This window comes from Halomicrobium katesii DSM 19301, assembly GCF_000379085.1.
Lineage (GTDB): Archaea > Halobacteriota > Halobacteria > Halobacteriales > Haloarculaceae > Halomicrobium > Halomicrobium katesii.
In genome coordinates, this window is record NZ_KB905378.1 from 1,436,121 (window position 1) to 1,449,303 (window position 13,183).

Here is a 13,183-nt window from a genome sequence, read left to right on the forward strand (position 1 = left end):
GAAAAGTGGCTGTCGTCTGCTCGATCGCGCTCCGGCCCGTGTCTCGGCAGGCACGGACGGGGGCTCTATTCGGGGTCGAAGCGGTCGGCCTGCATGACCTTCGTCCAGGCCTCGACGAAGTCCTCGACGAGCTGTTCCTCGCCGTCGTCGGCCGCGTACACTTCGGCGATCGCCCGCAGTCGGGACTGGGACCCGAAGATCAGGTCCGCGCGGGTACCCGTCCACTTGTGCTCGCTCGTGTCGCGGTCGTACCCCTCGTAGACCTGGGTTCCCTCGCTGGCTTCTTCCCACTCGGTGTCCATGCTGAGCAGGTTCGCGAAGAAGTCGTTGTCCAGCGTCCCCGGTTCGTCGGTGAAGACGCCCAGATCCGAGCCGTCGTACGTCGCGCCGAGCGTGCGCATGCCGCCGACCAGCGCGGTCATCTCGTCGGGACCCAGATTCAGGAGGTCGGCCTTGTCGACCAGCAGCGTCTCGGCCGGCTGTTCGAGGCCGTCCCGGATGTAGTTGCGGAACCCGTCGACCTTCGGCTTCAGCGCCTCGAAGGAGTCGGCGTCTGTCTGTTCGGCGGTGGCGTCGGTCCGGCCCGGCTCGAACGGCACGTCGACCTCGTAGCCGGCCGCGGCCGCGGCTTCCTCGACGGCCGCGTTGCCACCGAGGACGATCAGGTCCGCCAGCGAGACGCGCACGTCGTCGGATCGGCCCTCGTTGAACTCCGCCCGGATCTCCTCGTAGGTTTCGAGGATCGCTTCGAGTTCCTCGGGCTGGTTGACCTCCCAGCTACGCTGGGGTTCGAGACGGAGTCGGGCACCGTTCGCGCCGCCGCGCTTGTCGCTGTCGCGGTAGGTCGAGGCCGACGCCCAGGCGGTCGTGACCAGCTGAGCGGTCGAGAGGTCCGCGTCGAGGAGCTCTCCTTTGAGGTCGGCGATCTCCGCGTCCCCGATCAGTTCGTGATCGACTTCCGGGACCGGGTCCTGCCAGACCATCGTCTCGTCGGGCACTTCCGGGCCCAGCAGCCGCTCGGGCGGACCCATGTCGCGGTGGGTCAGCTTGTACCAGGCCTTCGCGAAGGCCATCCCGAACTCCATGGGGCTCTCCTGGAACTCCTCCATGATCTCCCGGTAGTCGGGGTCGCGCTTGAGCGCGATGTCGGTCGTCAGCATCATGGGGGTCTGGGTCCCGTCCGGGTCGTGCGCGTCGGGCACGCTGTCTTCCAGCTCTTCGCCTTTCGGTGCCCACTGCCACGCGCCGCCGGGGCCGCGCTCGGGCTCCCACTCGTAGTCGAGCAGGTTGTCGACGTAGCCCATGTCCCACCAGGTCGGGTCCTGCGTCCAGGGGCCTTCGATCCCGCTGGTGATCATCTCGCCGCCCTTGGAGCCGCTCTCGTTTTTCCAGCCGAGGCCCTGCTGTTCGATGGGGGCCGCTTCCGGCTCGGGACCGAGGTTCTGATCGGGATCGTCCGCGCCGTGGACCTTCCCGAACGTGTGGCCGCCGGCGATCAGCGCCGCCGTCTGCTTGTCGGTCATCGCCATCCGCGAGAACGTCTGTCGGATGTTCTTGGCCGACGCCTCGGGGTCGGGGTTACCGTCCGGGCCTTCGGGATTCACGTAGATGAGCCCCATGACGGAGGCACCGAGCCCCTCCTGGATCTCGCCGGGCTCCTCGAAGCGTTCGTTGGTCTCCATCTCCTCTTCGGGACCCCAGTTGACCGCCTTGTCGGTGTCGAAGGCGTCCTCGCGGCCGCCGCCGAAGCCGACGGTCTTGAAGCCCATCGACTCGATGGCGACGTTGCCCGCCAGCACGATCAGGTCAGACCACGAGAGGCGCTTGCCGTACTTCTGCTTGACGGGCCACAGCAGGCGTCGGGCCTTGTCGAGGTTGGCGTTGTCGGGCCAGCTGTTGATCGGGGCGAAGCGCTGTCGTCCGCCTGCCGCGCCGCCGCGGCCGTCGTAGGACCGGTAGGTCCCGGCGCTGTGCCAGGCCATCCGAATCATGAACGGACCGTAGTGGCCGTAGTCGGCCGGCCACCAGTCTTTCGAGTCCGTGAGTACGTCCTCGATGTCCGCTTTCACTGCTTCGAGGTCGAGCTTCTGGAACTCCTCGGCGTAGTCGAAGTCCTCGCCCAGCGGGTCCGCGTCGCGGACGTTCTGGTCGAGAATCTCCAGGCTCAGCCGCTCGGGCCACCACTCGTCGTTCGACGTTCGCTCGGGCCAGGCGGTCGATCCGCTCGTACTCAGTTCTGTTCCGGATGTTGGACTGTTGTCTGCCATCTATTAGTCCCGTGCAGAGCCTCCTCAAAAACAGTTGTTTTGGCATATGCCAAAGTGGCGGTGGCTTTAACGCGTCGCCGCTCCCCACTCGTCGTATGGCAATCGGCGACGCCGTTCGAGCACGAGCGGTACACGACGACTGCTGGTACGTCGACACCGGCATGTACGATGTCGAGGAGTACGGCTCCGTCTACCTCGTCGACGGCGACCGGCCGGCGCTGGTGGACACGGGTCTGGGAACCAACGTCGAGCGCGTCCTCGATCTCCTCGAAGCGGCCGGCGTCGCTCCCGAGGCGCTCGACGTGATCGCGCTCACGCACGTCCACCTCGATCACGCTGGCGGCGCGGGTCCCCTCGTGGAGGCGTGCCCGAACGCGACCGTGTTCGTCCACGAGTCGGGGGCGCGCCACCTCGTCGATCCCGCTCGCCTCTGGGCCGGCACGAAACAGGCCGTCGGCGACCAGATCGACTACTACACCGAGCCGACGCCGATACCCGAGTCGCGTATCGAGACGCTGACCGACGGCGACGCGATCGACCTCGGCGACCACCGTCTCCGTGCCCGTCACGCGCCCGGCCACGCACCCCATCAGGTCGTCTTCGACGCGCCGGAACTGGACGCCGTCTTCACCGCCGACGCGGCCGGTATCTACACGCCCTCGACCGACGAGGTCCACGTGACGAGCCCGCCGCCGAACTTCGATCTCGACGGTGCCCTCGACGACGTGGCGATGCTCGCCGACCTCGATCGGACGTGGCTCTGCTACGCACACTACGGCCCGGCCCGGACCGACGCCCGCCTCGACGAGTACGCCACGGCCCTCGAAACGTGGGTCGAGGCCGTCGAGACCGCACGCACGGACTACGCCGCCGACGAGGCGGTCGTCGACCACTTCGTCGAGACCGTCGAGACGCCCGCCGTCTGGAGCGACCACAAGGCGCGGGCCGAGGTCGCCATGAACGTTCGCGGCGTCCTGACGTATCTCGACCGCCGCGGCGAGGACGCGTAATCGCCAGACCGGTGTGTGATGTGACACTGCCGCGAGTGAGTGCGTTTATACGGACCGACTCCGTGCATTCGTGTAGATGGCGGCTACTGAACTGATACTTCTCGTCGCAGGGATCACTGCGATCGGCGTCCTCGCTCAGCTGCTCGCGGACCGCCTCCAGATCCCGACCATCATCTTCTACATCGGTGCCGGCCTCTTGCTGGGCCCTATCTCGGGCTATCTGTCCGACTCTCTCCCCTTCCTCGGTGGCCGGGTCATCGACCCGGCGTCGTTCGGTGACGCCCTGCCGGCGATCGTCGGCCTGTCGGTCGCGATCATCGTCTTCGAGGGGGCGTTTCACCTCAGGGTCGAACGCATCAGAGAAGCACCGGCAGCGGCGTTGCGAGTCGTCACGGTCGGTGCGCTCATCGCGCTGCTCGGGACCGCTATCGCGGTCCGGTTCGCCCTCGGAGCCTCCTGGGCGCTCTCGCTGACGATCGGCGCGCTGTTGACCGCGACGGGGCCAACCGTCGTCACGCCGATCCTCGACATCGTCCCGGTCCGTGACCGGGTCGCGGCCACCCTGGAGACCGAGGGGATCGTCAACGACGTGAGCGCCGCCATTCTGGCCGTCGTCTTCTTCGAGATCGTCAATCCAGCAGGCAGCTTTCAGGGGCTGTTACGGGGGTTTGGCGGGCGACTCGGGATCGGCCTCTTCTTCGGGGTCGTCGTCGCCGGTGTGCTGTACTACCTCGTCCGGTACGTGGATCTCGCACCAGGAGACGCACCGCGCAACGCCCGACTGCTCGTCCTCGCGGGGGCGCTGGTCGCCTACGCCTCGGCTAACTCGGTCGCGAGTGAGGCCGGCGTCGCCGCCGTCGCGACAGCCGGCTTCCTGCTTGGCAACGCCGACATCCCCTACGAGGAAGACATCGAGGACTTCAAGGGCGACATCACGCTCATCGTCCTCTCCTTTGTCTTCATCACGCTCGCGGCCCTGCTGGAGTTCTCGACTCTGCAGACGGTCGGGCTCGCGGGCGTCGCCGTCGTCGTGATCATCGCGCTCGTCTTGCGCCCGCTCCTGATCTTTATCTCGACCGTCGGCGACCGCTTCACGCTACAGGAGCGGACGTTCATGAGCCTCGTCGGTCCCCGCGGGATCATTCCCGCGTCGGTCGCGACGCTGTTTGCCGTCCAACTCCGATCCGAAGGGCTCCCAGAGGAGGCCAGTCTCCTGCTGGGGGTCGTCTTCCTCGCGATCCTGCTGACGGCCATCTTCGAAGGTGGCCTCGCGCGCTACATCGCAGAATACCTGGACGTGATACCAATGCGAGTCATCATCGTCGGAGGCGGTAAGGTGGGCCGGTCGCTCGCCGAACGCCTCGAAGACCGCGGCGAGAACATCGTCATCATCGAGAAGAATCAATCAGTCGTCGAATCGGCGCGCAACGCCGGCTACACCGTCGAGTACGGCGACGGAGCCGACACGGACACGTTACGTTCCGCCGGGGCCGACAACGCCAAGATCGTCGCCGCCGCCACCGGTGACGACGACGTGAACCTGCTCGTGTCACAGCTGGCGTCCTCGAAGTTCGACGTGGAGAGAGTCATCGCACGGGCCAACAACCCCGACAACGTCGAGGCGTTCGAGGATCTGGGCGTTCGGACCATCTCCTCGTCGATGGCGACGGCCTGGGCGATGGACAACCAGATCGAACGCCCGGCGATCGCCAACTGGATGACCGACATCGGCCACGAGGGCGACGTACAGGAAGTCGAGGTCTGTGGCGGGACGTTCGTCGGGAAACCGATTAACGAGATCGGCTCCATGCTGCCCGACGCCTGCCTGATCGCCCTGGTCACTCGGGACGGCGAGACGACGGTGCCCACAGCCGACTTCGTCATCGAGAAAGGCGACATGATCACGCTGCTGGGCGGTCGCGAATCCGTTCGCGAGGGGATGCAGATGGTCGACTCATCGGTTGAATGATACTTCTCTCTCGTCGTCCTGTGTTCAATCGCCGTTGAACACAGAGACATCACTAAATGCTAATGGCTCCCTGCTTCGTACGACCAGTATGTCGCTGTTGCCCTCCTCGCGCTCGGAGACCGAGTCGTCCCAGGACGGACCGCTGCGGTTGCTCGATGTCGACGACGAGGAAGCCGACGCGGTCTTCGACGCGCTCTCCTCGCAGACGACGCGGACGGTGCTGGCGGAGATCCACCGCACGCCGGGTACGCCCGCGGAACTCGCAGAGCGAGCGGACACGACGATCCAGAACGTCATGTATCACATCGAGAAGCTCGAAGCGGTGGATCTCGTCCGGGTCACCGAGACGCGGTACTCCGCTCGGGGCAAAGAGATGGCGGTGTACGGCCCGTGTGATAACCCGGCCATCGTGTTCCTCGGCACCGACGACCGCAAACAGGGTCTCATCGCGAAGCTCAAACGATTTCTCGGTGGCTTCCTCGCCTTCGGGCTCCTGTACGCACTGTTCGAGACAGCGACGGAACTGGTCGGCGGTATCGAGCAGTCGGCCGTGTCGGGGGCCTCGAACCCGAAGACGATACTCGTTCCGGCGACGGGGGCCGTCACGACCCTCATCGTGACGTACGCTTCCACCGACGGCGAACGCAGCTTCCCGTTCGACCCCCGCCGGCTCTCTCAGTTCAACACGATGCAACGACGAACACTCCTCGCGTCGTGCATACTCCTCGTCGGCGTGTGTACGACACCGGTCGCCCTGGCGTACAGTCCAGCCGTTTCGAACGACTACTTCCACCACACTTCGGCGGCGTCGGTCTCCGCGACGCCGGCCGACGCCGGTGTCCCGGACCTCCCGAACCAGACCGTCCACCTCGTCGTCACCGGCGACAACGACGTGCTGGCGGCCCCACTCACCGAGCGACTTTCCGCGACGCTTCGCGACCGGGGTGCCACCGTCGAACACCGCGACGAGGTCGGAGCCGTCTCCGGCAGTCTCCTGGTCGTCCGCTTCGAGACGACGACGTTCGATCCCGGCGGTCTCTCGCGGGACGCAAACGTCACGACGCAGTTCGCCTACGTCGAATCGGGCGACGGGGCAGCCGCCGAACGGATCGTCGCCAGCAAGCAGCGCTCGTTCCGTGGTGGGGCCGACTTCCCGCAGAACACGACCGGGCAGGCCGCTGGCGGTGCGTTCGTCTTCGAACGGGCCGGCGGCATGGGGTCGCCGCTGACCACGATCAAGCGCACGAACAGTAGCGCCGGGGCGTTCACCAACGAGACTGCCGCGCTCGTCGGCGATCGAGTCGTGTCGGACGCGTTCGGGGACATCTGGGACTGACGCTGCTGGCTGTCACCGTCGTCGGCTCTCTCCCGTCCCGGAGTGCGACGTGTGTCACTCCTCGGATCGCTGTTCCGCGCGGTTGCTGGCTGGCTCGACGTCGGTCCCGTCGGTCCAGGGGGTCTCCTCGCCCTGGCCGCCGGTCTTGTAGACGCCGCGGGCGCTGGCCACGTGGTGGTCGTCGGCGTCGTACACCTCGATGTCGACGGTCGCCACGCTCGCTCCCGACCGGATCACGTCGGCGACGGCCCGCAAGTCCGCGGTCGCCGGCGCGAGGTAGTCGATCCGCATGTCGATCGTCGGCGAGACGGACTCGGACTTCGAGACGACGGCCGCGCCGCCGACGGTGTCGGCCAGTGAGAACGTGACGCCGCCGTGGGCGATCTGCCGGCCCGGGTTCGAGGAGTGCTCCTCGCGCAGCGGCAGGCGGCCCTCGGCGTGGCCGTCCGCCACCTCGTCGAATTCGATACCCAGCTCCGCGGCGAACGGGATCTGCTCGAACATCGCTCCGATTTCCATACCGCTCTCAGCGTCGCCGAACAGATAAACCTGCGAGAACGCCCCGAAACTGGCGCTCTGTGGTCTCTCACTGATCGGCGACCTGCCGGACCGCTCGCTCGCCGGACGCCGGTGCTACTGGGGCAGACGGAACTCGATGGCCTGGCCCTCCACCTTTTTCCGCTGCGGGTTCCCTCGTTCGCTTTGCTCACGGGTCGTCCCTCCCCGTTCGCCTCGAGGCCCGCCTTCGGCGCGCCTCGCACCGCTCACTGCGGGAACCACTTGCGCAAAAACGTGGGCGAAAAAGGCCGAACGCGAGCTATCGGCTCGCGTTCGGAGAACCGGCGACGCGGTCGCCGGACGCCGGTGCTACTGGGGCAGACGGAACTCGATGGCCTGGCCCTGTCCGAAGCCGACACACTCGGTCGCCAGCCCGAGTTCCGCGTCCCGTTTGTTCATCTCGTGGATCAGCGTCACCGGCAGGCGTGCGCCGCTGGCTCCCAGCGGGTGGCCGATCGCGATGGCCCCGCCGTTGACGTTGAAGCTGTCGTCGTCGAAGCCCAGTTCGCGCTGGCAGTACAGCGTCTGGCTGGCGAAGGCCTCGTTGAGTTCGACCAGATCGTACTCCGCTGGGTCGCGACCGGTCCGCTCACACAGCGACTCGACGGCCGGGACCGGACCGATGCCCATGACCGTCGGGTCGACGCCGGCCACGGAGTGGTCGCCGACCTCCGCCAGCACGTCGAGCCCGTGTTCCTCGGCGAAGGCCTCCGAGGTGAGCATGAGGCCGGCAGCGCCGTCCGACACCTGCGAGGCGTTGCCGGGCGTGACGGAGCCGTCGGACTTGAAGACGGTGGGGAGTTCGCCCAGCTTCTCCAGCGTGGTGTCGGGGCGAATACCCTCGTCGGCGTCGACGGGGCCGTCGTCGGTCTCGATCGGGACGATCTCGTCGTCGAACCGACCGGACTCGGTGGCCTCGGCGGCGCGTTGCTGGCTCCGCAGGGCGTACTCGTCCTGTTCCCGTCGAGCCACGTCGTACTCGTCGGCGACCTTCTCGGCGGTCATCCCCATCTGTAGCTCGCCGATGTTGTACAGTTCGGCGAGCTTTGGGTGGACGTTGTGGGTGTTCTCGCCCATCTTGACCCGGGACATCGACTCGACGCCGCCGGCGATCACGCACTCGCGCTGTCCGGCGGCGATGGCGTCTGCGGCGGTCGTGATCGCCTGTGCCGAGGAGGCACACCAGCGGTTGACCGTCGTCCCCGGCACCGACTCGCCGAGGTCCGAGAGCAGCGCGATCACGCGTGCGAGGTTGTTGCCCTGCTCGCCCCGTTGCTGGGCACAGCCCCACACGAGGTCGTCGACCTGCGCGGACTCGACGCCCGTGCTCGCGAGCATCTGGTTGATCAGCGGCACCGAGAGGTCTTCGCTCCGCGTGTCGGCGTACACGCCGTCTTCTTTGCCCTGGGGCGTCCGTACCGCGTCGACGACGACTGGTGTCCGTGTCATACACCCACCGTGGAGCGCAGCCGTGTTAAAATCTCACAAACTCGGAGGCCGGTGTCGTCCGTTTACCCCTCGCGAGGACCTCCCACGGACGCCCGGGTTCGATTCACTTATCCCCGTGCCCGGCGTACGTGGTTGGGAATGAGTGATCCGGAGCTAGATATCGTCGAGTTCTTGCTGACGACGAAGATCTACACCGAACAGCGTGATCTGGAACCCGACGATCTCCCGCCGGGATACCGGGCCGCGTTCTGGACCGACGGGGAGATCGAGCGACCGCTGACGCCGACCAGCAGCGCGGCCACGACCGCCACCGGCATCGAACGGCCCTGGGAAGCCGTCTCGGAGCTGATGTTTACCGACCGTGACGAGTTCTCCGGCGCGATCTCCTTTACCGACCGAGAGATGGCCGAGGAGTGGTACGAGAAGCGCACCGACGCCGAGTGCCTCCAGCGCAACCCGGTCATGGCCGCGGCCTTCGAGGACCGCGTCGACGGCGTCGACTACGAGAGCGCGCGCCAGCAGAACCGCCCCGCCCGCGCCGACCGGGCGCTGATCGACGCCTTGCTGGACGAAGCCTTCGACGAGGAAGAGGAAGAAGAGGGGATGCTCGACCTCGTCGAGGTCCGAGCACCCGAGGAGGTCGACATGACGATGGACCAGCTCGTCCTCACGCCCGACCAGGAGGCCGAGATCCACAAGATCGTCAAGGCCATCGAGCACCGCGACTACCTCGCCCAGATCGGGCTGCGCGAGATCGGGAAGCTCCTCTTTGTCGGGCCGCCGGGCACCGGGAAGACGAGCGTCGCCCGCGCGCTCGCACAGGACCTCGATCTCCCCTTCGTCGAGGTGAAGCTATCGATGATCACCTCCCAGTATCTCGGCGAGACCGCCAAGAACGTCGAGAAGACCTTCGAGGTGGCCAAGCGACTCTCGCCGTGTATCCTCTTCATGGACGAGTTCGACTTCGTCGCCAAGACCCGCTCGTCGGACGAGCACGCGGCGATCAAGCGCGCGGTCAACACCCTCCTGAAGTCGATCGACGAGGTCAGCCTCATCCAGGACGACGTGCTCCTGATCGGCGCGACCAACCACCCGGACCAGCTCGACGCCGCGGCCTGGCGGCGCTTCGACGAGATCGTCAACTTCCCCAAGCCCGACCGCGACATGCGCTCGGACATCCTCCGGGTCGTCACCCAGGAGATGGACATCGTCGACTTCGAACCGGACGAACTGGCCGAACTCACCGAGGGCCTGACCGGCAGCGACCTCCGGCTCGTCCTCCGCGAGGCAGTGCTGGAAGCGCTGACCGAGGAGCGGACGACGCTCACCCAGCAGGACCTCCGGGACGCCGTCACCGACTTCGAGGAGCGGGACAACCTCAAGAACATGGACATGATCGACGGCGATCACGACGCGCTCGTCGCCGGGGGCGATATTTCCGGTGCGGATTCCGACGAGAACGCGGAGAGCGCGACCCCGGACGGCGGCCACGATCACGATCACGACCACTGACCGCCACGCCTTTGTCTGCGAGGGACCCATCCGGGGACGATGCAGGTCACGCTGCTGGGCACGGGGAACACGACGGGGACGCCGACGGTCGGGTGTGACTGTGCCACCTGCGAGCGCGCCCGCGAGCGCGGCGTCGAGCGAACTCGCTTTTCGGTCCACGTCGAACGCGCGAGCGGCGAATCGCTCCTGATCGACTTCAGTCCCGACTTCCGCCAGCAGTTCCTCCGCGAGTCGGTCCCGCTGCCCGACGCCGCAGTGGTCACGCACGTCCACTTCGACCACCTCGACGGGCTGGGCAACGTCTACCGGCTGGTCGACTCGCTGCCGGTGTACGCCGCCGACGAGACGGACCCCCAGACCGGCACGAGCGTCGCCGGGACGATCCGGGACCGCTATCACTACCTCGATCGGATCTCCGTCCGCGGACGGACTCCGTTCCAGCGCTTCGAGGCGGCGGGCTTCGAGGTGACGCTGGTGCCGGTCGTCCACCCGCCGCTCGTCTCGTACGGCCTCCGCGTCGACGATCCCGACAGCGGCGCGAGCCTCGCGATCTCGGGCGATACGAGCTACGCGATCGACGAGGACGCCCGCGAGGTGTTACGGGGCGCGGACCTCGCGCTCGTCGAGGGGATCGTCCACGCCGACCTCTGCTCGCAGCACCCGGCCGGGGGCGATCACTACGACGACGCCGGCCGACCCCGGACGTTCGGGACCAAACACATGACGCTGACCGGTGCCCGCGCGCTGGCCGACGACCTCGCCGCCGACCGGTATCGGATCGTCCACACCGCCCACTTCGTGCCGCCCGAGCGGGCCTTTTGCGACGACATCGCGGTTGACGGCCAGCGCTTCGAGCTCACGGGGGCGAAGCGATGAGCGACGCCGCAACGCCCACGCCGCCATCGGACCGGATCGTGAGCCTCGACGCCATCCGCGGGCTGGCAGTGCTCGGCATCCTCCTCATCAACGTCTGGGTGTTCGCGATGCCCGAGTTGGTGCTGCTCAACCCCCAGACGTACGGCGACCTCACCGGCGCGAACTACTGGGCGTGGCTGGCCGCCCACGTCTTCGCGAAGTCGAAGTTCATCACGCTGTTCTCGGCGCTGTTCGGCGCTGGCATCCTGCTGTTTACCGACAGCAAGCGCCGGGACGGCGAGGCGGCGATGGGGCTGTACTACCGCCGGATCGGCTGGCTCCTCCTCGCGGGGCTCGGCCACGCCTACCTCCTGTGGTACGGCGACGTGCTGGTCGCCTACGCCCTCTGTGGCCTCTTGCTCGTCTCGTTTCGTAACCGCGAGCCCGCGGTGCTCGCCCGCCTCGGCGTGCTCTTCCTGCTGGCACCGTTCGCCACCGAGCTGTTCGCCGCCATCGCTCAGGGGCCGTCGGTGATCGCCCAGCAGTGGCAGCCCCCGGCGGCGACCCTCCAGCGGGAGGTCGCGACCTACCGCTCGGGGTGGCTCGCACAGATGGACCATCGTGTCCCGACGACGTTTTGGCGACAGACCTCCGGCTTCGTCGGGTCGACGCTGTGGCGTGCCGGCGGCTCGATGTTCCTCGGGATGGCGCTCTATCGCTGGGGCGTGCTGACCGGCGAGCGCTCGACGCGGTTTTACCGCCGGCTCGTCGCCGTCGGCGTCGTCGGCCTCCTGGTCGTGCTGGCCGGCGTCTGGTACATCGAGGCCAACGACTGGTCGGCCGGGGCCGCGATGTACTGGCGACAGTTCAACCACTGGGGGAGCCTGCTCGTGGCCGGTGGCTACGTCGGCGCGGTGACGCTGTACACGCGCTGGCGGCCGACGGGGATCGTCACCCGGACGCTGGCGGCCGTCGGTCGCACTGCCTTCACGAACTACCTGTTCCAGACGGTCCTGGCCACGTCGATCTTCTACGGCCACGGGCTGGGGCTGTTCGGGCGGCTCGATCGCGTCGAACTGCTGGGCGTGGTCGTCGCGATCTGGGCCGTCCAGATCGGGCTGTCGGTCGCGTGGCTCCGATTCTTCCGCTTCGGTCCGGTCGAGTGGTGCTGGCGGACCCTGACCTACGGCGAGCGCCAGCCCGTGTGGCGCTGACTCCGTGCCTCTGTCGTCACAAGAACCGGTCGAGTCCCGACTGTCGGCGCGCTCTCCCTTCCGGATCGGGGTCCCAGGGCGTCCGCTCGGCCCGCAGCCGGTCGGCGTCGACCTCGGGGGGCTCGGCGGGCTCGAACCCGCCACAGTCGCTGTCGCACTCGCTGTTGGCCTGGACCGGTCGCTCCTTCCACTCGCAGTAGGGCAGGCCGTCGTCGTCGGGCGAACAGCGCTCACACGGCGGCAGGTCGTAGGATCGCCACCCCTTCCCGTAGGCCCGCTCGGCGATGCGGCGGCGGAGCCGCGCCTTCTCTTGGGCGCTGACGATCCGGATCCCCGTCCGTCCGGGCTCCTGGGCGACGAGTTCGACGCCGGGCTCGTCGACCGGGAGCTGGGCGGGCTCGCGGCGCACCTCGCGGTCGCCGGTCTCGGGATCGAACCGCCAGACGCCGACTTCCGCTGGCAGCCGGTTGAGGTGGGCGCGGGTGACGTGGGAGGCCGTCGCGAGGACGACCGCGTCGACGGCCGCCAGCGACACGTCGGTTCGCAACTGGCGCTCCAGATCGCCCGGCCGATCGAGGTCGGGCTTGTTCTCGACGGCGACGAGGCGGTCGAACCAGTCGGGATAGCGCGTCGTCTGGCGGACGTACGTGCGACCGTTGTGTCGCTCGCGCTCGAAGAAGCCGCGCTCGCTCGCCAGTTCGAGGGCGCGCTCGGCCCGCTCCGGGTGGCAGTCGAAGGCGTCTTTCCAGTAGCGGGCCCGGCCCGGCCCCACGTCGGCCTCGACGGCCGCACTCGGGAGGCGTTCGGGCGTGATCGCCGCACGGTCCTCGAATGCCGGACCGGGCTCGATCTGGACGACGTCGAGCACGCGTCGGCCGTGGACGCTCGCCCCGAGCTGGCGGGCCACGATCCCGTCGCGCTCGATCGCTCGACAGAGCCCGACCTCGAAAGCAAACTCGCGCACACCGTCGTCCAGGGCGGCGACGGCCAAAAACGGCGCGGCGACCGCTCTA

General features: G+C 67.7%; 10 protein-coding genes. 6 read left to right on the top strand and 4 right to left on the bottom strand.

Annotation, left to right across the window (positions count from 1 at the left end; translation table 11 throughout):
- Positions 1-65: 65 nt before the first annotated feature.
- Positions 66-2,267 (bottom strand): catalase/peroxidase HPI, encoded by a 2,202-nt coding sequence (gene katG / locus HALKA_RS0107710; protein WP_018257435.1) that lies wholly within the window; start codon positions 2,265-2,267, stop codon positions 66-68.
- A gap of 95 nt (positions 2,268-2,362) precedes the next feature.
- Between katG and HALKA_RS0107715 the strand changes: the two genes are divergently transcribed.
- The 3 genes from HALKA_RS0107715 to HALKA_RS0107725 all read left to right on the top strand — a co-directional run bounded on the left by HALKA_RS0107715 (position 2,363) and on the right by HALKA_RS0107725 (position 6,582).
- Positions 2,363-3,277: an MBL fold metallo-hydrolase gene (locus HALKA_RS0107715; RefSeq protein WP_018257436.1), complete on the top strand. Its 915-nt coding sequence runs from the start codon at positions 2,363-2,365 to the stop codon at positions 3,275-3,277.
- A gap of 76 nt (positions 3,278-3,353) precedes the next feature.
- A complete protein-coding gene (locus HALKA_RS0107720) occupies positions 3,354-5,246 on the top strand; it encodes a cation:proton antiporter domain-containing protein (protein ID WP_018257437.1) in 1,893 nt (630 codons plus the stop codon).
- A gap of 88 nt (positions 5,247-5,334) precedes the next feature.
- Positions 5,335-6,582, top strand: coding sequence for an ArsR/SmtB family transcription factor (locus HALKA_RS0107725; protein ID WP_018257438.1), 1,248 nt, complete (start codon positions 5,335-5,337; stop codon positions 6,580-6,582).
- Between the two features lie 54 nt (positions 6,583-6,636).
- Here the strand turns inward: HALKA_RS0107725 and HALKA_RS0107730 are convergent, their stop codons facing one another.
- Positions 6,637-7,101, bottom strand: a complete 465-nt coding sequence (locus tag HALKA_RS0107730) for a PaaI family thioesterase (RefSeq protein WP_018257439.1) — start codon at positions 7,099-7,101, stop codon at positions 6,637-6,639.
- Positions 7,102-7,449: 348 nt separating this feature from the next.
- Positions 7,450-8,589, bottom strand: coding sequence for a thiolase family protein (locus HALKA_RS0107735; RefSeq protein WP_018257440.1), 1,140 nt, complete (start codon positions 8,587-8,589; stop codon positions 7,450-7,452).
- A gap of 138 nt (positions 8,590-8,727) precedes the next feature.
- Between HALKA_RS0107735 and HALKA_RS0107740 the strand changes: the two genes are divergently transcribed.
- From HALKA_RS0107740 to HALKA_RS0107750, 3 genes are read left to right on the top strand one after another with little or no spacing between them, the layout of a single operon-like run.
- Entirely contained in the window at positions 8,728-10,101 is a 1,374-nt protein-coding gene (locus tag HALKA_RS0107740; protein WP_018257441.1) for an ATP-binding protein, read from the top strand.
- Positions 10,102-10,140: 39 nt separating this feature from the next.
- Positions 10,141-10,977, top strand: a complete 837-nt coding sequence (locus tag HALKA_RS0107745) for an MBL fold metallo-hydrolase (RefSeq protein WP_018257442.1) — start codon at positions 10,141-10,143, stop codon at positions 10,975-10,977.
- Positions 10,974-12,170, top strand: coding sequence for a DUF418 domain-containing protein (locus HALKA_RS0107750; protein ID WP_018257443.1), 1,197 nt, complete (start codon positions 10,974-10,976; stop codon positions 12,168-12,170). The genes HALKA_RS0107745 and HALKA_RS0107750 overlap by 4 nt, the downstream gene beginning before the upstream one ends.
- Before the next feature lie 16 nt (positions 12,171-12,186).
- On the opposite strand, the gene HALKA_RS0107755 is transcribed toward HALKA_RS0107750, so the two are convergent.
- Positions 12,187-13,134 (bottom strand): DUF5787 family protein, encoded by a 948-nt coding sequence (locus HALKA_RS0107755; protein ID WP_026190211.1) that lies wholly within the window; start codon positions 13,132-13,134, stop codon positions 12,187-12,189.
- Between the last annotated feature and the right edge of the window lie 49 nt (positions 13,135-13,183).